This is a genomic window from Aquimarina sp. ERC-38 (assembly GCF_026222555.1).
Taxonomy (GTDB): Bacteria; Bacteroidota; Bacteroidia; order Flavobacteriales; family Flavobacteriaceae; genus Aquimarina.
The window spans coordinates 3,845,597-3,871,380 of record NZ_CP098511.1; the positions used below are offsets into that span (position 1 = coordinate 3,845,597).

18 protein-coding genes are annotated in these 25,784 nt (G+C 35.0%); 15 read left to right on the forward strand and 3 right to left on the reverse strand.

Features of this window, described 5'->3' with window-relative positions; all coding sequences use genetic code 11:
* Window positions 1–84 precede the first annotated feature (84 nt).
* The 5 genes from NBT05_RS16035 (at window position 85) to NBT05_RS16055 (ending at window position 6,312) form a co-directional block, all read left to right on the forward strand.
* The gene (locus NBT05_RS16035) at window positions 85–1,845 is read left to right on the forward strand and encodes an ABC transporter ATP-binding protein (RefSeq protein ID WP_265770903.1); all 1,761 of its coding nucleotides are present in this window, start codon (window positions 85–87) and stop codon (window positions 1,843–1,845) included.
* 81 nt (window positions 1,846–1,926) lie between these two features.
* A complete protein-coding gene (locus tag NBT05_RS16040; RefSeq protein WP_265770904.1) occupies window positions 1,927–2,310 on the forward strand; it encodes a PUR family DNA/RNA-binding protein in 384 nt (127 codons plus the stop codon).
* A gap of 92 nt (window positions 2,311–2,402) precedes the next feature.
* The gene (locus tag NBT05_RS16045) at window positions 2,403–4,919 is read left to right on the forward strand and encodes a M14 metallopeptidase family protein (RefSeq protein WP_265770905.1); all 2,517 of its coding nucleotides are present in this window, start codon (window positions 2,403–2,405) and stop codon (window positions 4,917–4,919) included.
* A 9-nt stretch (window positions 4,920–4,928) separates the two neighbouring features.
* Window positions 4,929–5,660, forward strand: a complete 732-nt coding sequence (locus NBT05_RS16050) for an SIMPL domain-containing protein (protein WP_265770906.1) — start codon at window positions 4,929–4,931, stop codon at window positions 5,658–5,660.
* A 97-nt stretch (window positions 5,661–5,757) separates the two neighbouring features.
* Complete coding sequence (locus NBT05_RS16055; RefSeq protein WP_265770907.1) at window positions 5,758–6,312, forward strand: thioredoxin family protein; 555 nt, start codon at window positions 5,758–5,760, stop codon at window positions 6,310–6,312.
* 91 nt (window positions 6,313–6,403) lie between these two features.
* On the opposite strand, the gene NBT05_RS16060 is transcribed toward NBT05_RS16055, so the two are convergent.
* From NBT05_RS16060 to NBT05_RS16070, 3 genes are all read right to left on the reverse strand, one after another.
* On the reverse strand, window positions 6,404–6,931 hold the full coding sequence (locus tag NBT05_RS16060; RefSeq protein WP_265770909.1) for a YfiT family bacillithiol transferase: 528 nt from the start codon (window positions 6,929–6,931) through the stop codon (window positions 6,404–6,406).
* Window position 6,932: 1 nt separating this feature from the next.
* Window positions 6,933–7,733, reverse strand: a complete 801-nt coding sequence (locus NBT05_RS16065) for a hypothetical protein (protein WP_265770910.1) — start codon at window positions 7,731–7,733, stop codon at window positions 6,933–6,935.
* A gap of 590 nt (window positions 7,734–8,323) precedes the next feature.
* Window positions 8,324–9,256 (reverse strand): peptidylprolyl isomerase, encoded by a 933-nt coding sequence (locus NBT05_RS16070; RefSeq protein ID WP_265770911.1) that lies wholly within the window; start codon window positions 9,254–9,256, stop codon window positions 8,324–8,326.
* Window positions 9,257–9,417: 161 nt separating this feature from the next.
* Between NBT05_RS16070 and NBT05_RS16075 the strand changes: the two genes are divergently transcribed.
* The 10 genes from NBT05_RS16075 (at window position 9,418) to NBT05_RS16120 (ending at window position 25,592) form a co-directional block, all read left to right on the forward strand.
* A complete protein-coding gene (locus NBT05_RS16075; RefSeq protein WP_265770912.1) occupies window positions 9,418–10,656 on the forward strand; it encodes a hypothetical protein in 1,239 nt (412 codons plus the stop codon).
* A gap of 297 nt (window positions 10,657–10,953) precedes the next feature.
* The gene (locus NBT05_RS16080; protein WP_265770913.1) at window positions 10,954–13,749 is read left to right on the forward strand and encodes a PAS domain-containing hybrid sensor histidine kinase/response regulator; all 2,796 of its coding nucleotides are present in this window, start codon (window positions 10,954–10,956) and stop codon (window positions 13,747–13,749) included.
* Between the two features lie 30 nt (window positions 13,750–13,779).
* On the forward strand, window positions 13,780–14,592 hold the full coding sequence (locus tag NBT05_RS16085; protein ID WP_265770914.1) for a TrmH family RNA methyltransferase: 813 nt from the start codon (window positions 13,780–13,782) through the stop codon (window positions 14,590–14,592).
* Between the two features lie 6 nt (window positions 14,593–14,598).
* Window positions 14,599–15,837 carry a M48 family metallopeptidase gene (locus NBT05_RS16090; RefSeq protein ID WP_265770915.1) on the forward strand — a complete coding sequence of 413 codons (1,239 nt, stop codon included), beginning with the start codon at window positions 14,599–14,601 and terminating at the stop codon, window positions 15,835–15,837.
* Between the two features lie 275 nt (window positions 15,838–16,112).
* Window positions 16,113–18,317, forward strand: a complete 2,205-nt coding sequence (locus NBT05_RS16095; RefSeq protein WP_265770916.1) for a RelA/SpoT family protein — start codon at window positions 16,113–16,115, stop codon at window positions 18,315–18,317.
* Window positions 18,318–18,405: 88 nt separating this feature from the next.
* Window positions 18,406–18,858, forward strand: coding sequence for a Fur family transcriptional regulator (locus NBT05_RS16100; RefSeq protein ID WP_265770917.1), 453 nt, complete (start codon window positions 18,406–18,408; stop codon window positions 18,856–18,858).
* A 16-nt stretch (window positions 18,859–18,874) separates the two neighbouring features.
* Window positions 18,875–20,149 (forward strand): adenylosuccinate synthase, encoded by a 1,275-nt coding sequence (locus tag NBT05_RS16105; protein WP_265770919.1) that lies wholly within the window; start codon window positions 18,875–18,877, stop codon window positions 20,147–20,149.
* Between the two features lie 114 nt (window positions 20,150–20,263).
* Window positions 20,264–22,162, forward strand: a complete 1,899-nt coding sequence (locus tag NBT05_RS16110) for an OstA-like protein (RefSeq protein WP_265770920.1) — start codon at window positions 20,264–20,266, stop codon at window positions 22,160–22,162.
* Window positions 22,163–22,756: 594 nt separating this feature from the next.
* Window positions 22,757–23,956 carry an aspartate aminotransferase family protein gene (locus tag NBT05_RS16115; protein ID WP_265770921.1) on the forward strand — a complete coding sequence of 400 codons (1,200 nt, stop codon included), beginning with the start codon at window positions 22,757–22,759 and terminating at the stop codon, window positions 23,954–23,956.
* A 244-nt stretch (window positions 23,957–24,200) separates the two neighbouring features.
* A complete protein-coding gene (locus NBT05_RS16120) occupies window positions 24,201–25,592 on the forward strand; it encodes a tetratricopeptide repeat protein (protein ID WP_265770922.1) in 1,392 nt (463 codons plus the stop codon).
* The last annotated feature ends 192 nt before the right edge of the window (window positions 25,593–25,784 follow it).

Genomic DNA, 25,784 nt, shown 5'->3' on the forward strand with positions numbered 1-25,784 from the left:
TAAAAATAAGGCTCTAAAGTATATAATTTTTACATATAATTAAAGTAAAATAGATTTAATTCGATAATTTTTCAATAATAGTTCATGAAGGAACTTAGTCACTTAAATAAATACTTTAAAAAATATAAATTACGTCTTTTATTAGGTGTAGTAATTACTGTTATAGCTCGTTTATTTTCACTTGCTGTACCTAAATTAGTAGGTAATTCCGTAAATGAGGTAGAATTATACTTAAACGGGGAAATTGCCAGTATTGCCGAAGTAAAAAGCGGACTCTTACTTAATATCGGCTACTTGCTAGGTGCTGCATTGATTACCGCCTTATTTACTTTTTTAATGCGTCAGACTTTTATTGTGGTTTCCAGAAACATTGAATTTGACCTAAAAAATGAAGTGTTCCAGCATTATATGGAATTATCACTTAATTTCTATAAAAAAAACCGAACAGGTGATCTAATGAACCGAATTAGTGAGGATGTAAGCAAGGTACGTATGTACGTAGGGCCTGCTATTATGTATGGGGTAAATACCTTAACTATGTTTGTTGTAGTCATTGGATATATGTTTAATAGTGCTCCCCTATTAGCTATGTATACTATTCTTCCTTTACCAATATTATCCGTACTTATTTATAAATTAAGCGTTCTGATCCATAAAAGAACTACAATTGTACAGCAATACCTTTCAAAACTTACCACGTTTACCCAGGAATCTTTTAGTGGGATTGCGGTGATTAAAGCTTACGGCATTGAAGGGCAAACACATTCCGGATTTACTTCATTGGCCAATGAGAGTAAAGTTAAAAATGTAAATCTGGCTCAAGTACAGGCTTTATTTTTTCCTTTGATGATTTTATTAATTGGGCTAAGTAATCTTACCGTTATTTATATCGGCGGTAACCAATATATTAATGGAAAGATTGACCTGGGAACTATCCTGGAATTTATCATCTTTGTTAACATGCTTACCTGGCCAGTGGCTACGGTAGGATGGGTATCTTCTATCATACAGCAGGCGGCTGCTTCTCAAACCAGGATTAACGAATTTCTGCAGGAAGAACCTGAAATTTTAAAACCGGTTACTCCGCCCCAGGCTATTACATTCAAAGGTAAAATTAGTTTTAAAAATGTCACCTTTACTTATGATGACACTAATATTACCGCTTTAAAAAACATAAATTTTACAGTTAGTCCAGGAGAAACCCTGGCAATTATTGGAAAGACAGGTTCAGGAAAATCTACTATCCTGGATTTAATCGGAAGGTTATACGATCCTACAAAAGGAACTATTCTAATAGATAGTACGCCACTGCCGGAGGTTCATTTAACTACTTTACGAGAAGCGGTAGGGTATGTACCCCAAGATGCTTTTTTGTTTAGCGACAGTATTAAAAACAACATTCGTTTTGGTCAGGAAGATGCTTCTCTGGATGAGGTTATCGTAGCGGCAAAAGATGCGGTAGTCCATAAAAACATAGAAAAGTTTCAAAAAACGTACGAAACGGTTCTGGGAGAAAGAGGTATTACCTTATCGGGTGGACAAAAGCAACGAGTATCTATTGCCCGGGCAATCATTAAAAATCCTAAAATTTTATTGTTTGACGATTGCTTATCTGCCGTAGACACGGAAACCGAAGAACAAATCTTACATAATTTACATAAAGTTTCAAAGAATACTACTACATTTTTAGTAAGTCATCGTATCTCTACCGTTCGAAATGCTGATAAAATCATTGTATTGGAAGAAGGAAGAATTATACAACAAGGAACTCATAATGAGTTGGTTAACAAAGAAGGTTATTATCATGAACTTTATGAAAAACAGTTAAAAGAAAAAGAAATTTGAGTTTTTTTTGCCCGATCCGCATTTTTTTTAGATTTTTGGAAACAACTACAAATTAGACTAATTAATAAAGAAGATAGGATTATGAGTGATCATGACATGTTAGAGAAAGAAGAAATTTTCTCAAAAGTTTTAAGGGCTGGAAGAAGGACATATTTCTTTGACGTAAGATCCACAAAGGCTGGAGATTATTATCTAACGATTACAGAAAGCAAGAAATTTACCAATGACGATGGTTCTTTTCACTATAAAAAGCATAAAATCTACCTTTATAAAGAAGACTTTGCTGGTTTTACCGAAATCCTAAACGAAATGACTGATTATATTGTCAATGAAAAAGGAGAAGAAGTCATAAGCGAGAGACACCAGAAAGATTTTCAAAAAGAATTTACCCAAAATCATTCTAAAGAAGAATTACCAGTGGGGGCCACGGAAAGTTTTACGAATGTAAATTTTGATGATATTTAGGACACCAGTCTGTTAAACTTATACAAACCGCTTCTTCCCAGAAGCGGTTTTTTCTATTTTAGGCTTTTGCACCATTTAACTCTTCCTTATTTATGAAAATAAAAATGCTAATTCTGGTTCTCAGCGTGATCAGTTTAAAACTTATAGGACAAACTAACCTAAACTTGGATTACTACCTACCTGATACGGTAACTTACGACACCGCCATCCCTACTCCACAAGAAGTGATTGGTTATGTCCCCGGAGAATGGCATGTAAGTCACGACCAGTTGGTTTCTTATATGAAAGCAGTGGCAAAAGCTTCTCCCCGGATTACTTTGGAAAATAGAGGAACAACTTTTGAAAACAGACCGCTGTTGTTGCTTACAGTAACTTCAGAAAAAAATCAGGGTAATCTGGAAAGTATCCGGACACAGCACTTAAAACAAATCGAAGGTACTTCTGATCAAATAGATACTACCTTACCTTTAATTGTATATCAGGGATTTTCAATTCATGGAAATGAGCCCAGTGGATCAAATGCTTCTTTACTTGCTATTTATTACCTGGCTGCTGCGCAAGGTGGTTTTATCGATAAGCTTTTGGACAAAACAGTCATATTATTTGATCCTTCCTTTAATCCGGATGGATTACAACGTTTTTCGCAATGGGCGAATATGCATAAAAATAAAAACATTAGTACTGATCCTCAAGATAGAGAATATAGCGAAGTCTGGCCGGGTGGGCGTACTAATCATTACTGGTTTGATATGAACCGGGATTGGTTACCCGTGCAATTACCGGAATCTAAAGTCCGGATCAAAACTTTTCACCAGTGGTATCCGAATATACTAACGGATCACCACGAAATGGGAACTAATAGCAGTTTCTTCTTTCAACCCGGTATTCCTACCCGAACGCATCCCCTGACTCCCGGTGAAAATCAAAAGTTAACTAGAGATATCGCTGAATTTCATGCTAAAGCCCTGGATTCTATAGGTTCTTTATATTATACCGAAGAAGATTATGACGATTATTACTACGGTAAGGGATCTACTTTTCCGGATATTCATGGGGCGATAGGTATTCTTTTTGAACAGGCAAGTTCTAGAGGGCATGCACAAGAAAGTGATAATGGTATTCTTACTTTTCCGTTTACCATTAAAAACCAGTTTTCGACGTTTTTGTCTACTTTAAAAGCTGGACTAAGTTTAAAATCATCCTTACAAACCTATCAGCAAAATTTCTTTAAAACCGCATTACAAAATAGCGACAACAGTGCTTATGTCATATCCAAAGAAAAAGATCAAGCTTCTTTACACCATTTTATAGATATTTTAAAACAGCATAAAATTGATGTATACCCATTACAAAATGATCTAAGTATCAATTCTAAAAGTTTTAAAAGTGATCAGAGTTTTGTAATTCCTAAAAAACAACGACAATCCACGCTAATTGAAGCTATTTTTGAAAAAAGGACTACTTTTCAAGACAGTCTTTTTTACGATATTTCCGCCTGGACCTTACCTCTAGCCTTTAATCTTGATTATACGAAAACTACAAAAGCAACATATACTAAAAACAGCGAAGTTGTAAAGAAAATCGAATATCAGCCTAAACCTTTCAGCAAAAGTACGTACGGTTATGTTATAGAATGGCATGAATATTATAGTCCGGCATTGCTATATCAACTTCAAAGTTCCGGGCTAAGGGTAAAAACAGGACTACGACCCTTTGCGATAGATAAGCAAACATTTGATTATGGTTCTTTATTTATCCCTGCCACTAATCAGGAAATGGGTACAACCGAAGTTTATACCTTTCTTAAAAAACTGTCAGAAAAATATAAAATCCCTTGTTACTCCGTAAGTACGGGTTTAACCGAAGGAATTGACCTGGGTAGTAGGCAATTTAAAGCTTTGCAATTACCTAAAATTGCTTTACTTGTCGGAGATGGAATATCACCCTATAATGCTGGAGAAATCTGGCATTTAATGGATCAACGTTTTCAAATTCCTATTACTAAACTCTCTACGGTTCATCTTCAACAGAAAGACCTTAATCGATATACCCATATTATCTTAGTAAATGACCCCAAAGAAGAGATTGATACGGCAGAAGCCGAAGTGTTACGAAACTGGGCAAATTCGGGTGGCACCTTAATCGGATATGATAGTAGCGTACATTTTTTAAAACGTCATAATATGATAAATCCGGTAATAAAAAAGACAGATAGAAAAGCAACTAATATTTCTTTTGAACAACAAGCGGATTATTTTGGAGCGCAACGTATCGGAGGTGCTATTTTTAGGGCAAAAATTGATCGCTCACACCCTATAGCTTTTGGATATACTGATGCCACACTTCCTCTTTTCAGAAGAAACACCATTTTTATGGAACCTGATGAACAAAGTTTTAAAAACCCCATTCAATATGTTAACCAACCTCTTTTAAGCGGGTATATTAGTAAGGAAAATCTTGCGGAGATCGCTAATACGGTACCTTTTGTTTACAGTAACTTAGGAAAAGGGAAGGTGATGTATTTTACGGACAATACGAATTTTCGTGCTTTTTGGTATGGTACGAACAAACTGTTGATGAACACAATATTCTTTGACAAATTAATGTAAAAATAGCATATGAAATCTAATCTAACCGCAATCATTTTCGGAGTTGCTATCGTACTAGCCGCCTTATTGTTAGGTAATGCTTATATTAAAAGAGCTAAAGTCAATGGTGCTATCCAGGTTACCGGACTGGGAACAACTGATTTCACTTCTGATTTGGTCGTTTGGGAAGGTAATTTTGTTACTAAAAATTTTGATTTAAAACAGGCATACAGCACTTTAAAAAATGATCAGGAACGGATAAAAACGTATCTGGTTTCTAAAGGAATTGCGATAGAGAATATCGTTTTCTCCGCGGTACAGACCACCCGGGCAACCCGGCAAAAATTTTCGAATACCGGAACTTATACGGGAGATGAATTTGACGGGTATCGGCTTTCTCAAAACGTTCAACTTGAATCTAAAGAGGTTGATAAAATTGAAAAAATCTCAAGGGAAGTCACAGAATTGCTCAACGAAGGAGTTCATTTATATTCACAAGCGCCTCGATATTATTATACCAAACTATCGGATCTTAAAATAGAAATGATTTCAAGAGCTACAGAAGATGCGCGTACCCGGGCAGAAAGTATCGCTGAAAATTCCGGTGGAAAGCTTGGGAAACTTGAGTCTGCAAAAATGGGTATTTTTCAAATTACGGGACAGAATTCTAAAGAAGACTACTCTTGGGGTGGTACATTTAATACAACCGCCAAGGAAAAAACAGCTTCAATTACTATGAAACTGGTTTATGCAGTAAAATAGCAAGCTGAAATTTTATTTCTTTAAATGACACTCTATTTGTTCATCTAAATATTATAAATTCGTAAGAGTAAAGATTTTAAATTAAAGTATCGCTTTTATGGCAACGACAGCATCTAACATGTTAGCGTTGGGAACTACTGCTCCTGACTTTACCTTAATAGATACGGTAAGTAATGAATTGGTATCATTAGCTTCTGTAAAAGGCGCTAAAGGAACCGTAGTCATGTTTATATGCAACCACTGTCCTTTTGTGCTTCATGTTAATGAAGAAATTGTTCGGATTGCTAATGATTATAGGGTTCAGGGATTTGGTTTTGTTGCTATAAGTAGTAATGATATTCTGAATTATCCTCAGGATGCGCCAGATTTAATGTGGAAAACAGCCCGACAGAATAATTATCCTTTCCCATATTTATATGACGAAAGTCAGGATGTTGCAAGAGCCTACCATGCTGCTTGTACTCCGGATTTCTACCTATTTGACAGTGAATTAAAATTAATCTACCGTGGTCAATTGGATGACTCCCGTCCGGGTAATAGTATTCCGGTAAATGGCAGGGACTTGCGTAGTGCCCTGGATGCAGTACTTAGAAATGCACAGGTTCTACAACCACAAAAACCCAGTATCGGTTGTAATATTAAGTGGAAGTAAGTCTGAATTTATCCTACTTGCAATTAATTCGGAATATCACCAGATAGAATATTATAAGGTATCGGGAAAATCATTAGGTTTGAGCATTAATTTAACCTTTACTATCCGCAATAATTTGAAGATGCGCCAGATGGTGCTTTCCATGCCAGGCGTAGATACCGATATCTTCTGCTAGAGAAATTTTAATATTTCCTTCCGGATGTACAAAATGCTTTTGTAGCTCATTAAAGGATAAGCCTTCTAAAAAATAAGCCCATTTGGCATGTAAGGCCTTTAATAAATCTAAGGATAATTGGATAGGAGCTTTTTTAGAATCAAATAATTCTGCCCAGCGGTCTTCATAATAGGCTTTGATTGTAGGAGATTCTTCCGTTAAAGTCCATTTAAATCTTATATAACCGTGATGATGACTGTCATGAAGATGATGTATCACCTGTCTCGCTGTCCAACCTCCGTTGCGGTATGGAGTTTCTAATTGTTCTTCTGTAAAATGGTTTACTAAATCAATTACTTCTTTAGGTAACTTCTTTATATCATTAATCCAGTTATTCATATGATCTTCTGAAATGGTGTCAGGACATTCGAATTTACCTATTGGATATTTTAATCTTTCTAGCATATTACTGTTTTACAAAAGTGATTTCAATATGTTCGGATTGGTTTTGTAAATCCTTAAGCTTAAGCAGTTCTTCGTCTATAGATACAATTTCATATTTATAAACTATATCACTATTAACTGATTTGCAGGACATGATACCGTCGGTAATGGTAACTCGACGTTTTTCAAAAAATTTCTTATTTCTTAAAATAATCTGGGTTGTTTCATCAAAAACAACAATATTTTCTTCATAATCCGTTTGTTGCCACCGACCTTGTAGTGAATTATAGGTATCTTTATTGTAGTATTTATTGTCAAGTAACCGCTTCATTTTATCTACATAAGCAATGGATACTTCTTCAGGAACAATATCGGGTATAGGAGTTCCATCTTCCTGTTTTTTAAATTCGTTTTTAGCCTGAAAGTAGCGATGCAACCTATATTTTATATTGGTTTGGTCGTAATCTCTCGATACACTTCCATCGGGATTTTTAACTTTGAGATATTCTTCCTGTTCATATAGGACGTAAATCAATTGATCTCCGGAAAAATAGTAGGTAGTTTTAAGCATAGCTTTACGAACCCCTATTTTTTTAATAATTTTCTTTAACTGATTATACTCGTAATAACCAATTAATTCTGCGCCATGGTCAGGCATTTTAGTTAAGAATTCTTCAGGATCCAGATAGATCTGTTCGGATGCTGCATAATTCTCAATAATTTCAATTTTATCTTTAATTGCTTCAATGGGACTTACTGCTTGTTGTGCCCTTATTTCTTCATGTAAGAAAAATAAAAGTAAAGCACCCGTTATTATTCTCATTTACCTTAGGACTATGTGTGAGTTAGTAGAAATACAAATATGAGGATAATTATTAAAATTACAATCCAAGCTTACCATATTGTTACGCTAAATCCGGAATAATTTTCTAGCCTTTAAGGAATTAACTATAAATATTCAAAGTCTTAAAAATTAAGCCTCCTTCTTTGAATATTTTATATATCTTGCACCTGCATGAATCAAAAGATTAATACTTTTTAAAGGAAATTGGTGTCCTATTCACCTATGAAAACTCAACAACAACGTGCTACCCATATTGAATTACTGAGATTAGAATAACTAATCTGATCACCAGTTCTATTCTTGCTGTTTATCTCACTTCATGAAAATAAATATCTTAGCCATTATATGTATCACTGGATTGGGGAAATAATAGCTATCCTAAATAATCCAATACTGTCCTATTATCTATTAGCGGACTTGCATTATCAATCCTATTGACTTGTGTTTGTATCGATAAGATAGTTTCTCCTGTTTTCTCAACTATATTATTCAAAAAAAACCAACCTACATCATGGTAAATTGGTTTTAATACTTATTAGAAATACCTTTTAATAGTATTTACTATATGGTTACTTGACCGCCATTAATTCTACGTCAAAAATTAGAATAGCATTAGGAGGAATTACTCCCCCTGCTCCCTGGCTACCGTACCCTAAATGTGAAGGAATGATAAACCTTGCTTTATCACCTACATTTAATAAAGAAATACCTTCATCCCATCCGGCAATTACCTGACCTTGTCCTAACGGGAAATCAATAGGCTGGTTTCTTTTGTAGGACGAATCAAAAACAGTCCCATCCGGTAAACTACCTTTATAATGAACAGACACTACCTTTCCTTTTTCTGCCTTATCTCCGGAGCCTTTTTGAATAATTTGATACCTAAGACCGCTATCGGTTTTTATAAATCCTTCGCTGAGGGAAGCCAAATTTTGCTCGGACGCCTTACGTGCCTGTTCTTCACGCTCTTGTTTAGCACCATTAAATAAACGGAAGGCTTCTACTGCATTAAACGCCTCCGCTTTACTTCCTTTCTTAATAATTTCAATAGATTTAATACTATCTTCTTGAGCGATTTTATCTACTACCTCTTGTCCTTCTACTACTTTTCCAAAAACGGTATGTTTACCATCTAACCACGGAGTTTCCGTATGGGTAATAAAGAACTGACTTCCGTTAGTTCCCGGACCAGCATTTGCCATAGATAAAACACCTGGTCCATCATGCTTTAATTCCGGATGAATTTCATCGTCAAATTTATAACCAGGACCACCGCCTCCGGTACCTTGCGGATCTCCACCCTGAATCATAAAATCAGGAATTACCCGGTGAAACTTTAATCCGTTGTAATACGGTCTTCCTTGAGGAATTGCCTTATTTTCCATATTTCCTTCTGCCAGAGCAACAAAGTTACCTACAGTACCCGGAGTTTTTTCAAATTCGAGATTAAGCAATATATCTCCTTTTTCAGTGTTTATCTTAGCGTATAGCCCATCTTGCATGTGTGCAAATTTTAAAATTTAAAAACAATTTGCAAATATACATATACATATTCGAAAGCCGTTTTTGATTTGTTTTTGTTTTATACTAATTACCAGAAATTAAAAATATATTAACAAAAAAGTTATATTTGTTGGTTACACAATCTGAGTATTTTAAATTTATGAAATTATTTCACCTACTGTTTTTCTTATTTTTTAGTGTCTTTACTGCAGTTGGCCAAAGCTTATATGAAGCCGGATATTTTATAGATAACTCAGGAGTAAAAACGGAAGCTCTTATTAAAAAGTTACCCTGGCAAGACAGCCCTACAGAATTTGAATGGAAAAAAACCATTTCATCTAATGTACAAACAGCTTCAATTGAAGATATAAAAGAATTTTCCGTAGGTGAAGATTACCGGTTTAAACGGTATATCTTAAAATTTGATTTAAATGGTGATAGTCTAGGAAAGTCCACCCGATCTGAAAACCCAAATTTAAAAATCAGAAAAGTATTTTTACGATTAGCAGTAAAGAGTGAAACTTCATTGTACCAATATTCTCAAAACAATGTACATCGTTTTTTCTATACCAATACTTCTAACGTATATCCGGAACTTTTGATTTACAAAGTGTTTTACGAAGATGATACAACCGAAGATTTAGGTGAAAAGATAATACCTAAAGAAAACAAAAAATATATTGATCAGCTTAAAACCATGGCAAATTGTAAAAATTTAATGCCGGAAAAAGTAGGCTATAACCTTACTGACCTTAAAAACTACTTCGTAAGCTATAATGAATGTAAAGGCAACGACATTGATTATGTACTGAGAAGGAAAATTAATCAAACACGGGTAGGTGTTATTGCGGCAGCTAATTTGAGTAGGTTTAACCACTTGGCACTACAGACATCAGACCAGGTTATTAATTATAAAGATTCTTTCTCACCCAGGTATGGCGCATTTATTGAATCTTTTATTCCGTTTTCAAAAGTCGATTTAAGTTTTTTCCTGGAAGCTACCTATCAGTCTTTTTCTATGGAAGGAAATCTTATACTAGACGGAACTGAGAATATAATATATACACTGGATTATAAAGCCTTAAGTTTAGCCTTAGCCCCCAGGTTTCACATTTACTTAAATCCAAAATTCACCTTGTTTCTGGAAGGGGGTATCGCAGTAGATATTAATTTAAATTCAGAGTTAAATCCAGCTGGAGAAAATGTTGAGCTACAAAATGCAATTACCCATTATTTTTATGGTGGCGGATTCGGAGCGGGACGTCTAAAAATAGGGGTCCGATTTTTTACTACCCGAAATATCTCAAAAGATACCCGACTTCCCAGAACCTTTTTAAATGCTGCCAGCATATATGCCGCTTTCACCTTATTTGGCCATAAAAATAAATTTGAAAAATAACAATAGGTTTTCTTTTCTAAAAAATTACTTACATTAAATTGAATTTTAAACTAAGTTTTAAGTGTAGGAACTATTACTATTCATTAAGATTATAACCCAAATTTTCTTTAAACACATTTAATAATATGTTAATATTAATTATGTTTTTTTAATATTTATTGCATTTAATCGATGTTTTTATGTTTTTAACGGATATTTTTAATATATTTACCTACAGAATCTTGCTTATAGTCTTTCACACTTCTATCTAATTTTTTAAAACTTACTGCCTTTAAAAAATAAAATAAAGGGAATGCTATGCTTGTAAATTGGTTTAAGGAACGTTTTATTCATACTAGTCTTTTTAGAACTCATAGTTCTGAAGAACATAATGTAGATATTTTCATAAAAAAACTATGTACTATTTACAAGGTTAACAACAATTCTGAAACAATATCTGTCAAAGTTCAGGAATTTTATAATGCTTCTCTTTCGCATAAGATTTCTTTACTCCCGGAACTCTATTTGGACCTTGAACAGGTAATTATTAATTCCTGTATGGAAAGGAGAGAAACTAAAAAGACGCTTCGAACCTATATTGAAACTAATTTTCCTCTAGTCTTAAAATATACAAACTTCAATTTAATTTTTAAACCGTTTAAAGAACAAGAAAAATTACTTTGTGGCCTTTTTCAAATGACTTTGTTAAATAAATTTAGTGAGATAGGTCACTCTTATAACCACCCCGCCTTTTCAGAAATTAAAAGCAAACTAGAACCTTTTTGTAAGCAAGAATGTTTTACTACTTTATACAATCCGGAGAAGTTCAATGCTTTAAGTTTAAAAATTTATCAAAGTGCCCTGATAGTTTTTGGCACTACTGATACTACCACAATGTATCTGGAAGTATATCAATACTTTTTTAAGTCTTATTTTTTGTTAGATTCTTTTACCAGTTTGTTGCAGGTCATCCCCAAAGAGATTTTTGGAACCAATTTGATAAACCTCCCCAGTAAACCTGATATGCTACGGATGTTACAGAATCAGCTAGTAAGTATTGAAGAGGTTAATGACCAGTTAAACGATAAAATACAAGAGCGTGATCGTATTGAAGAAGACCTAAAACAAAGTGAGCGAATAAAGGCAAGAATACTGGATACCGCCATGGACGGTATCATTCTTTCTGATCAGGAAGGTATTGTGTTAGATTGGAACAAACAGGCAGAAAATATTTTAAAAGTAAAAAAGGAAGAAACCATAGGCAAAAGTATTTACAGGCTTGTTCCCCGTAAGTTAAGAGAACAATTAAAAAACAGCTTTTCTGATTATGTAACTAAAGGAAAAGGGGATTTTATAAATAAACGAATTGAACGAGAGGTAATTTTAAAAGATAATAGCAAGATTTATGTAGAATTAACAATTGTAGCTATACATGTAAAAGGTGAAGTACTATTTAATAGTTTTTTTAGGGATATTACCGATCGAAAAATTATTGAACTGGAAATTAAAGAAGCAAAAAAAATAGCCGAAAAATCCGCACTGGCAAAAGCTACGTTCTTATCTAATATGAGTCATGAAATCAGAACTCCGCTTAACGTTATTTTAGGCTTAACGAATATCCTGCAAAAAAGTGGTTTTTCTAATATAGAACAAGATCAGAAAAACCTGGATGGAATTAAATATTCTGCCGAAAACCTACTGGTTTTAATTAACGATATATTAGACTTTTCTAAAATTGAAGCCGGTAAATTAACCATTCAACCTTCCGATTTTAATATTTTAGAATCTATTGATAATTTAACCCGCGGGTTTTTAATAAAAGCTCATGAAAAAGGAATTCAATTTAAAACAGAAATTGACCCTGAATTACCTAAGTTTATCAAAGGAGATCAGCATCGTTTACATCAGATTCTTACCAACCTGCTAGGTAATGCTATTAAATTTACAAAACATGGCTGTGTCACTCTACAGATAAAACTGAAGGAAACCACTTTCTCCGGAATGCGAATTCAATTTTCTATTATCGATACCGGATTAGGTATCCCAGAAGAAAAACTAGAACGGATCTTTGAAAGTTTTTACCAGGTACATGCTCCGGGTAAGCACAAGTTTGAAGGAACCGGTTTAGGACTGTCAATTTCAAGACAATTGATCGAATTGCAGGGAGGAATTCTGGAAGCAGAAAGTACTATTAATGTAGGATCAACTTTTACCTTCCAACTGAATTATGAGCAAAGTAAATTCATTCCAGTTACAAAAAAAGATAGTAAGAATTCTTCTAGGGTACAAACTGACCTTCCTAAGAAGATGAAAATCCTGGTAGTAGAGGATAATAAGATGAATAGTTTTTTTCTTAATCAACTACTCACTAACTGGAATCTGAGTGCTACCGTAGCAATGAATGGTGTAGAAGCTTTACAACTATTAGAAAACGATACTTTTGATGTCATTTTAATGGACATGCATATGCCAGTCATGGATGGACTGGAAACCACTTCGGTAATCCGTAATCATACCAATCCTTTAATTAGAAATATTCCGGTAATTTGTTGTTCGGCAGACGTATATCCGGAAGCAAAAAAGGCTGCACTAGAGGTCGGGATGGATTATTACCTGACCAAACCCATTCACGAAGAAGCATTAGAAAAATTATTAGCTACCATTACACAATCCAAACCACTTGTAAGAACCAGGGTTCGTCAAATGAATAGGCTAAAGATCGAAACACCACAAGTCTCAAAGCAGAAGAAATATACCTATTGCAATTTTAATTTTATTGAAAGTACCTTCCGCAATGACCCTAATTCCATATGTTCGGTTTTACAAATGTTTATGAACGAAACACCAAAGGACTTTGAAGACCTTAGAAAGTATCTAAAAGCTGCTGATCAGATAATGATAAAAGAAACCGCACATAAAATTAAATCCAGTTATCACACCTTTGGAATCTATAAAGAAGCTGAATATCTACAGGATCTTGAAAATGTAACGCTTACCGAAAGTACCCAACCGTTAATAATGACCAAATATTTGAATTTACAGGATTCGCTCCCCCATATTTTAAAAGAAATTGAAGAAAGACTAAATGCCCATTGTTCGCTACAAAATCAATGATAATAAGCAGAACTCTGCTATCTTTGTAAAATGCAGGAAGAAATTACCAGCCTTCAGAACAAACATATAAAACATTTAGTTCAACTCTTACAAAAAGCCAGATTACGTAAAAATACCGGTACTTTTATATTTGAAGGAAAAAGAGAACTATCATTAGCAATACGAGGAAATTATAAGATTAAACAAATATATTATTGTCCCTCTTTTGTAACTTATAAAGAGCTCAAAACCTTTTTTGATAAGGCTTCAACTACACCTCAGTTGATTAGCATATCTTCTGAAATTTTTAAAAAATTAGCCTATCGCAATACTACAGAAGGTATGCTAATCGTAGCCGAAGCTAAAAACCATGAGTTAGAAACACTCACCTTACTAAATAATAACGCATTAGTTCTTGTAGCCGAAGCACCTGAAAAGCCTGGAAATATCGGAGCCTTATTAAGAACTACGGATGCGGTAGGTGCGAGTGCATTTATCCTGGCAAACCCCAGAACTGATTTATACAATCCTAACACGATACGTTCCAGTGTAGGCTGTATTTTTACCAATCAAATTGCCACAGGCACTACAAACGAAATTATAAAATTCTTATCTAAAAATAATATTCAAATTGTAAGTGCCGCTTTGCAAAATGCAATTGATTATACCACAGTTAACTATCAAAAATCTACGGCAATTGTAGTAGGAACAGAAGATAAAGGCTTATCTTCGGACTGGATTGAGGAAGCGGATCAAGTGGTAAAAATAGAGATGCACGGTGCCATTGATTCTATGAATGTATCCGTTACCGCTGGTATTTTACTATTTGAAGCAAGACGTCAACGTTCCCTACAAAACCGATAATTAGATATGACACCCCAGGTTCTATTTTATATTATTATTAGTATTCTTAGTATTGAATTTATTATTGAAACCTGTATTGATGTATTAAATGCAAGGCATTATAAAAAGAAAATTCCGGTAGAACTTCAAGATGTTTATCCTACAGAGGAATATCAGAAATCACTGTCGTATAAAAAGGTAAATTATAAATTTAAAATTGTTACCTCAGCGACTTCCCTACTGATAGTATTACTTTTCTTTTTTATGGATGGTTTCGCTTATTTGGATCGTTGGGTTCGTATGATCAGTTCCAATGAAATTATAGTGAGTTTATTGTTTTTTGGTAGTATTGTCATTGTTAGTGATATTCTCTCTATCCCCTCCTCGTATTATCGCACCTTTGTGATCGAAGAAAAGTTTGGTTTTAATAAGACCTCTCCTAAAACGTTTTGGGTTGATAAGTTAAAAGGCCTGATCATGATGGTTTTGATTGGCGGACCTATTCTCGCAGCAATTACCTGGTTCTATTTACAAACTAAAGAAGACTTCTGGATATATGCCTGGTTATTAATGTCCGGATTTGCTATTCTTATGAATATGTTTTATGCTAAACTAATCGTACCGCTTTTTAATAAACAAACCCCGCTAGAACAGGGATCCTTACGTAATATTATTGAAGCCTATTCCGAAAAGGTAAACTTTGGATTAAAAGATATCTATGTAATAGACGGTTCTAAAAGAAGTACTAAAGCAAACGCTTATTTTTCCGGACTAGGGAGTGAAAAGCGTATTACCTTATACGATACCCTAATTAATGATCTGGATGAAGAAGAAATCGTCGCCGTACTCGCCCATGAAGTTGGACATTTTAAAAGAAAACATATTGTAATTAACCTACTGATTTCAATGCTGGTAACGGCACTTACCTTATATCTTTTTTCACTGTGTATCAACAATTCACTATTATCACAATCTTTAAATATTGCAGAACCTTCATTTCATATTGGTTTAGTCGTCTTCGGTATTCTGTACAGTCCTATTTCAGAAATATCAGGAATTTTAATGAATTATATTTCCAGAAAATTTGAGTTTCAGGCAGATAGTTATGCAAAAGAAACCTATTCTGGTGAAGCCTTGATTACTAGCTTAAAAAAATTATCCCGAAACAACCTGAACAATTTGACTCCCCATCCGGCAATGGTTTTTGTACACTACTCCCACCCTACTTTATTACAACGAATTAAAAATATTAGAGAGATGGCCTAATGCCTTCCTTTGGTTATCTCAATACTTAGTTGTATTTTTATGTAGAAGTGGTTTAAACTTTTCTGATTGAAGCGAAAAATAGGTATTTTTTGCTTAATTGAAATCATTTTTTAGTTGCATAGCCGTAGCTACGGAACTTAAAAATGATAAAAAGTAAGTGAAAAAGAACATTTTGCAGCCAATTAAGGAAAGTTCAAACAACTTCGTAAAGAAGGAATACACCTTTACTAAGTAATTGTAAAATACAAAAAAGGGCTTTAACCAAAGGGAAATGCATGACAGAAGCCGCTATTGATCAGGAAAAAAAAGACATTGCCAAGCAATACAAGGAACTGCTTAGAATCAGTTACCGTGACTTAAATAAAGAAGATCAGAAGCTTATCCGAAAAGCATTTGATATTGCCGTAGATGCCCATAGAAACCAGCGAAGGAAAAGCGGAGAAGCCTATATCTTTCATCCGATAGCCGTGGCCAAAATTGTGGCTAGTGAAATAGGTCTGGACGCCACCTCTATTGCTGCAGCATTGCTTCATGATGTGGTAGAAGATACGGAGTATACCCTTATGGATATTGAGCAAATGTTTGGAGAAACCATAGCTCGGATTGTCGATGGATTAACAAAAATTTCTTCTTTAAAAAAGGATCGGGACGTTTCACTACAAGCTGAAAATTTCCGAAAAATGCTCTTAACCCTCAACGATGACGTACGGGTTATTATTATCAAGATTGCAGACCGTCTGCACAACATGCAAACCATGGATGCTATGCGTCCCGACAAGCAGGTAAAAATTGCTTCTGAAACCTTATATATCTATGCCCCTCTCGCTCACCGTATCGGATTATATAATATAAAAACCGAACTGGAAGACCTGGGATTAAAATATACCGAGCCTGAAGTATATCGAGATATTTTAGAAAAAATTAAGGAAAGCAAAGAAGAACAAGACGCTTATATTAAAAAATTCTCCGATCGTATCGAAGAAGGTTTGCAAAAAGAAGGTCTAAATTACGAAATTAAAGGTAGGCCAAAATCCATATTTTCTATTCGGCGGAAAATTATAAAACAAAATATTTCTTTTGATGAAGTCTACGATAAATTTGCCATCCGGATTATTTACAAGTCCGACTTAGAAAATGAAAAATTTATTGCGTGGAAAATTTATACCATTGTTACTGATTTTTACCGTCCCAATCCGATTCGGTTACGAGACTGGATTTCGCAACCTAAATCTACCGGTTATGAAGCTTTACATATCACTGTAATTGGCCCGGATAGTAAATGGGTGGAAGTACAGATACGTAGCGAACGAATGCATGAAATTGCTGAAAAAGGGTACGCAGCCCATTACAAATATAAAAACGAAGACGAAAACCAGGACAACGGAATGGAACTCTGGCTGAACCGGTTACAGGAAGCCTTAGAAAATTCAGAAGCGAATGCGGTTGATTTTGTAGAAGAATTCAAGTTAAATCTTTATGCAAAAGAAATTTTTGTCTTTACCCCTCAGGGTGATTTGAGATCTTTGCCTAAAGGAGCTACCGCCCTGGATTTTGGGTTCAATGTTCATACAGAAATCGGTTTAAAAACCAGGGGGGCACGTATCAACGGTAAGTTAGTCCCCTTAAGCACCGAATTAAAAAGTGGCGATCAGGTAGAAATTATCACCTCTACCCGTGCCAAACCTTCATCAAACTGGTTGGACTATGCTACCACTGCAAGGGCCAGAGCTAAAATTAAATCCGCACTTCGAGATGAGAAAAAGCAAAAATCCGAAGAAGGAAAGATAATTTTAAAACGAAAGTTAAAATCACAAAAAATTAGTCTGAACGAACGGATTGTTAATGAACTGGTATTGTATTTTAAATTAAAAACAAGCCAGGATTTATTTTACCGGGTAGGGATTGGTACGATTGACAATCAAAAGATTAAGGAGTTTGCAAATAACCGGAGTAATGTTTTTATGAATTTTATCAAAAATAAAATTCGTAAAACTCCTAATCCCGAAATAGTAGATGATGAAGTTACTTCAAAATATGATCTGTTGGTTTTTGGCAAAGACGCTGAAAAATTAGAATATAAACTAGCCAATTGTTGTAATCCCATAGCGGGAGACAATGTTTTTGGTTTTATTACCGTAAATGAAGGTATTAAAGTCCATAAAAAAGATTGTCCAAATGCCTTACAAATGCAAAGTAATTATGCCTATCGTATCATGCCTGCAAAATGGATTGATTCCAGTCAGGAAGAATACAAAGCAGTAATACGTTTAAAAGGAATTGATAATATTGGAGTAGTTAATGAAGTGACGCAGGTAATCTCAAATAATATGCATCTAGCTATGTATAATATGAATTTTGATACGAATGACGGAATATTTACTGGTAAAATTACCGTAGGCGTTAAAAATCGTGACACTTTAAAAACCGTAATTCAAAATCTTTCTAAAATTAGTGGAATTGATAAGGTGATTCGGGAGTAAGCCCTAAGTATTTCTATTAAAAATAAAGGAAAATTAGGAAATTAACTATTTACTTTCTTAAATAACGTAACTTTGTTTTTTTAACACTATGAGTCTTAAAACAACCACAGAAAGTGATCAGAATATTGTTAAAAATGTATTTACTGCATTTTTAGAAGAAAAAAAACATCGGAAAACCCCCGAACGTTACGCTATTCTGCAAGAAATCTATGAAAGTGAAGAACATTTTGATATTGAGTCTTTATATATCAAGATGAAGAACAAAAACTACCGGGTAAGTCGCGCTACGCTATACAATACTATTGAATTATTATTAGAATGCAAACTGGTTCGTAAGCATCAGTTCGGACAGAATCAGGCACAATATGAGAAATCTTATTTTGACCGCCAGCACGACCATCTCATACTAACAGATTCAGGCGAAGTACTTGAATTTTGTGATCCTCGAATACAATCCATCAAAAAAACCATCGAAGAAATTTTTGATGTTGATATTACCAATCATTCACTCTATTTTTACGGTACAAAAAAATCTAACTAACCACATATTTATACTAATGGCAGTAAATCTATTACTGGGTCTCCAATGGGGAGACGAAGGAAAAGGAAAAATCGTTGATGTTCTTACAAAAGATTATGATATTATAGCTCGTTTTCAAGGTGGTCCTAATGCCGGGCATACACTGGAATTTGACGGTATCAAACATGTGTTACATACCATTCCCAGTGGTATTTTTCATGACAAAGCGATTAACCTGGTAGGTAATGGCGTGGTAATTGACCCGGTTATTTTTAAAAAAGAACTGGATAACCTGGATCAATACAATATTGACTATACATCCAAACTTTTGATTTCGCGTAAAGCGCATTTAATTTTGCCTACTCATCGAATTCTAGACGCAGCATCAGAAGCTTCTAAAGGTAAAGCTAAAATCGGATCTACCTTAAAAGGAATTGGCCCCACGTACATGGACAAGACCGGGAGAAACGGTATTCGGGTAGGTGATTTGGAATTAAAAGACTGGAAAAAGAGATATCGGAATTTAGCTGATAAGCACATCTCTATGATTGATTTTTATGATGCTAAAATTGAATACGACCTGGATGAATTAGAAAAAGAATTTTTCGAAGCAGTTAAAGTTTTAAAATCTTTAACTTTTATTGATAGTGAAGAATATTTATATCAGGCGCAAAAAGAAGGGAAGAAGATTCTAGCCGAAGGAGCACAGGGTTCTCTATTAGATATAGATTTTGGAACTTATCCATTTGTCACCTCTTCTAATACGACTGCGGCAGGTGCCTGTACCGGTTTAGGAGTGCCACCCAATCAAATTAAAGAAGTTTTTGGAATTTTTAAGGCCTATACCACCAGAGTAGGAAGCGGCCCTTTCCCGACCGAACTTTTTGATAAAGATGGTGAAACCATGGGACGGGTTGGTAACGAATTTGGTGCCACCACGGGGAGACCCAGGCGTTGCGGATGGTTGGATTTGGTCGCTTTAAAATATGCAGTCCGGGTAAATGGCGTGACGCAATTAATGATGATGAAAGGCGACGTACTCAGTGGATTTGAGACCTTAAAAATATGTACGGCATATACGTATCAGGGAAAAGAAATCTCCCATCTACCTTATAATATAGAACCCGAAAACGTAGAGCCCGTATACTCTGAAATGAAAGGCTGGTCGCAGGATTTAACTAAAATGAACGATTCGGAGCAACTGCCGGAAGAATTAGAAGCCTATATTAAATTCTTAGAAAAAGAATTAGAAACACCGATTACGGTTGTTTCCGTTGGTCCGGACCGAACGCAAACGATTCATAGAAAATAAATTGCAACTTTGGTAGCAGAATTGGGTTTAAGTAAGTAAGATACATTTATTAAAAATGAATACGGTTCTATAATACGGAACTTCAAGAAAACCTTTTCCCTATAATTTTTGTTTTTGAGAAAAATAGTTACATATCTGATCGTACTCCTTTGCTGTCTAAATAATAGCTTCGGACAATCTACACCTCAGGGCAAACGGATTGAGGTAAAGTCAGACCGTACAATTAAGGATGAAGCAAGATTCCCGGGGGCAACCATTTTAGCAAAAGTAAATGAGCAGGTCTATATGTTGCATGAAGGTATTGAAATCTGGTGTGATCAGGCGGTTTATTATAGTGAAGATCAGTTTTTCCGGGCGTTTGGTAATGTAAAGATGATCCAGGGGGATACGCTGACCATGACCAGTAATTATTCTGAGTATAATGGTGATACCCAGTTTGCTTATGCCAGGGAGAATGTATTTATGGAAACTCCGTCCAATACGCTGACTACTGACACTTTATTTTTTGATCGGTTACGCCAGCAAGCTTATTATCGCAGTGGGGGTACGGTAAAAGATTCTACCCGGACTAATACCCTGACCAGTAGAATCGGCAGGTATTTTATGGACCGTGGTCTTTTTTCTTTTAACAAAGAAGTAAAAGTGGTCAATCCGGAAAACACCGTAGATTCCGAACATATGGACTATTATAAAGATACCGGTCATGTTTTTGTATACGGACCTTCAACCGTAAAAGGAGAAGAAAGTACTTTATACTGCGAACGTGGATTCTATGATACTAATGCTAAGACTGCGCATGCTATTAAAAACGCAAAAATAGATTATGACAACCGGACCGTCTTTGGGGATAGTATTTTCTACAACAGTGCCATTAACTTTGCTTCGGCAACCAATAATATAAAAGTACTGGATACTGCGAATCAATCTGTGATCACCGGGCATTATGCCGAAGTTTTTAAAGATAAAGATTCGGTTTTTATTACAAAACGAGCTTTAGCTTCTACCCTTCAGGAAAAGGATTCCATTTTTATTCATAGCGATACGTTGATGATTACCGGAAAACCTGAAAAACGTATCTTACGGGGATTTTATGATGTACGGATTTTTAAAACCAATATGAGTGGTAAAAGTGATTCTATTCACGTAGACCAGACTACAGGTCTCACTAAAATGATAGGTTCACCCATTATATGGTCACAAAGCAATCAGATGACCGGAGATACTATTAAAATTATTTCTAATGTAAAAACAGAAAAATTAGATTCCTTAGTGGTGTATGAAAATGCATTTTTAGTACAGGAAGATACTTTAAAAGCAGGATTTAATCAGGTCAAAGGCCAGACCTTATACGGATTATTTGAAGAAAATGAAATTTATCAGGTAGATATTGATAAAAATACCGAGACCATATTCTTTCAGCGAGAAAGTGAAGATGAATTAAAGTTAATCGGAATTAATAAAGTACTCTCCAGTTCCATTAAAATGCTACTGGAAGAACGGGAAATTGTGGATGTCTATTATTATCAGAATGTAGATGGTACTTTATATCAGGAACAGGAACTCCCGGAAAATGCTCGGGAACTTTCGGGATTAAATTGGAGGGGTGAAGAAGAATTACTAGAAAAAAAAGATTTATTTAAAGGTGAAAAACCACCGGAATTGGCAAAAATTAAAGGCATTCCGTTACCTATTGAAAATGAAGATTTCTTTAGTGAAGCAACTTTAAAACGAATTGAAGATACCAATGCGGAAGGGTCAAGCTTATTAGAACAAAATTTAAAAGATGCTGAAATTGAAGATGTTGAAAAGATTAAAGAGATCGTAACAGATTCTATTACTGCTCCAAGAGCTCCACAACAAATAGATTCTCTACAAGACGAGGTCAATGAAATCAAAAAGAAAGCAGAAAAGTTGATAGATGTTGACCTAACCGGAACAGCCAAAGTTAGAGATAGCCTGACAGTTACAAAGTTAAAGGAGAAAGCTAAAAAGGCGAAGGATAGTTTGAAGTGAGTTTTTAGTTGATGGTTGGTAGTTGATAGTTGTCAGTTTTTTATGGTTAGGTTAGTCATGAGATTTTAGTAGTGAGTAGTGAGAATTTAGTCTTAAGTATTAGGTACGAGGTATTAAGTGAATGGTTTGAAGTATAAGGCTTAGAAATCGGACTTTGGACTTCTCGGGCTTCGAGAGCCTCAGCCCTCAATTGATATTTATTCGCTGTTGCGTATTAAATTTAGTGTATATTCTCGAGGACTGAGGCTCCCCAAGTCCTCTTAAATTTTGATTGTATAAATTTATTTTTAGACTAAGGATTAGCACACCATCATTTGAATTCAATAAAAATTTAATTAACCCATAACTTAATAACATAGTAACACAGTAACCTAATAACTTAATAATAAAACAACCAAAAAACCAGTGCCTTTTGCCCAGTGCCTATTCAACTAATAAAATAACTCAGTAACAAAATAACTTAACAACAAAACAACCAAAAAAACCAGTGTCTTTTGCCTAGTGCCTATTTAACTAATAGAAACTATAAAATCAGTAACAAAATAACCTAATAACTTAGTAACTTAATAACTGAAACCAGTACCTATTCAACTAATGAAAAAAGACTTCTTTACATACCAGGCGCAAACCACTCCGCATCCTTTAGCGATGGAAGTAGCGTATGCAAAGGGATCTTATATTTATACCACACAAGGAGAAAAACATTTGGATTTTGTGGCTGGGGTTTCCGCTTGCAGTTTAGGTCACCAACATCCTCGCGTCGTTACGGCTATCAAAGAGCAGGTAGATAAATATTTGCACGTAATGGTGTATGGGGAGTACATTCAGCAACCACCGGTAGCTCTGACCAAGTTACTGGCAGATCACTTACCGGATCCGCTGTCTAAAACTTACCTGACCAATTCCGGCACTGAAGCTATTGAAGGTGCATTAAAATTAGTACGAAGGGTTACCGGAAGAAGTCAAATTATTACGGCTCATCACGCCTATCACGGAAATACCATGGGTGCTTTAAGCGTTACCGGATTTGAAGAACGAAAACAACCTTTTCGTCCGTTGATTCCGGATGTTGAGTTTATTCACTTCAACAAAGAACAGGACCTTTTACAAATTACTGAGAAAACCGCCGGGGTTATTTTAGAAACCATTCAGGGAGGGGCTGGTTTTATCCTTCCGAAGAATAATTACCTGCAAAAAGTAAAAAAACGTTGTGAAGAAGTGGGTGCGCTATTAATTTTAGACGAAATTCAGCCAGGTTTTGGGCGAACCGGTAAGCTTTTTGGTTTTGAACATTACGCTGTTGTTCCGGATGTTGTGGTAATGGGTAAAGGTATGGGTGGCGGACTTCCGATCGGTGCATTTACCGCTTCCCAAAGTCATATGGATCAATTAGCAGATAACCCAAAGTTAGGTCATATTACCACCTTTGGAGGAAATCCGGTTATTGCCGCGGCAGCTTTAGCAACGCTACAAGAAATTACAGAAACCAACTTAATTGATCAAAGCCTTCAAAAAGAAAAGCTATTTAGAGAATTGTTAGTACATCCTTTAATAAAAGAAATTAGGGGCATAGGACTAATGTTGGCAGTCCTTACTCCTTCAATAGAAATTACCAATTTTGTTGTCTTAGAAGCAAAGAACCGGGGATTAATCTTATTTTGGTTACTTTTTGAACCTTGTGCCATCCGAATTACCCCACCCCTCACTATTTCGCTGGAAGAAATAAAAAAAGGCTGTCAGGTTATTTTGTCTATTTTACATGATGCCCTTACTAAATATAAGCTAAATACCTGAGCATTAACCCTTCATAGATAACCTGTAAAACCGTACGGACTGCCAAAAGTGTATTGGTATGTATTTTGTTCATTAGTTTGTTAAAAAGAATTGATTCCGAAGTTGTAATTACAAGATTTGATTTGTAAATTTATTAAAGAGGAAATCAGTTATGCGTACTCCATAGGGAACGTACCCTGGGAAATAGGATGATGAAGTTATATTTATGAATAGTATTCCCGTAGCGCATCTTTAATCAACGTGTATGAAATTTAACCACGAAGAATTCGAAGATCAAAACTTTTCAATCAGTCGATATGAACGTATGTTGCGATCCAACGATATCCGATTTTTTGACTCAGACGAATTTGAATCCATAATACATCACTATTTAGAAAACGGTAAGATAGCAAAAGCTAAAAAAGCCATTTCGCTAGGCTTATCACAACATCCTTCTTCGGTAAATTTAAAGTTATTAGAAGTAGAAGTTATGATTTTTGAAGATCGATTAGACAAAGCCGATCATTTACTGGCTAAGCTACATGCAATCGAACCTGAAAACGAGGAGATTTACATTCAAAAAGCTAATATTCTTTCTAAAAAGAATAAACATCACAAAGCCATTGAACTTTTAAACATCGCTTTAACGTATACTACGGATGAAGCTGATGTGTATTCTTTAATTGGCATGGAATATCTGTTTATGGATGATTTTGAAAATGCTAAAACGTGTTTTATGAAGTGTCTAGAAATGGATAATGATGATTATTCGGCTTTATACAATATTATATACTGTTTTGATTTCTTAGAACAGCACCAGGAAGCCATTAATTACCTAAACCTGTTTTTAGACGCCAATCCCTACTCCGAAGTCGCCTGGCATCAGGTAGGTAAGCAATATTTTGACTTAAAAGAGTATAAAAAAGCCTTAGCCGCCTTTGACTTTGCTATTATCAGTGATGAATATTTTGTAGGTGCATATTTGGAAAAAGGGAAAGTACTGGAAAAACTGAAAAAGTATAACGAAGCTATTGAAAACTATAAGATTACTTTAGAATTAGATGATCCTACTTCTTTTGCCTTGTTACGAATGGGTAAGTGCTATGAACGTTTGGGTTGTCAGGATTTGGCTATACAACATTATTCAAAAACGGTTCATGAAGATCCTTTACTAGATAAAGGTTGGATTGCTATTACTGATTTCTATTTAAAGAAACGTAATTACCAGAAAGCTTTGTATTATATTAACAAAGCTATTGGCATCGATTCTGAAAACGTATTGTACTGGAAGCGTTATGCCAAAATTAATAACCGCCTGGCCTTTTTTGAAGAAGCCGAACGAGGGTATAGAAGAGCTTTGGAGTTAGGAAATTATGAATTAGATACCTGGTTAAACCGAACTGATATTTTACGCTTTATCGGAGAAAATGACGCGGCCATACAAAATATGCATCAAGCCATTGAGTTCTACCCGGAGAATGCCGAAGTACAATTCAGATTAGCTGGAATGCACTACGAAAAACAAGAGTTTAATCAAGGTGAATTTCATCTACGAAAGGCGTTACATTTAGATAAAGAATACAGCATCATCTTGGAAGAACTCTTCGAAAATGTTTATCAACTTTCTTTAGTTCAAAATATTATTAAACAGTATTAGATTAAGAAGGGATTATTGATCTTTTCTTTGTTTGATTATTACATACAGACTTCCCACTAAAAGGGGATTAATCCCTATTTAATATTGTTACAATTTGCATATTAACTTACAGTCTTCCCTCTTTTGAAGGGATCAGTTTTCTCAAACGGGAGGTTAATACTTTTTACAACAAGTTAGTGCGCTTCCCTCTCG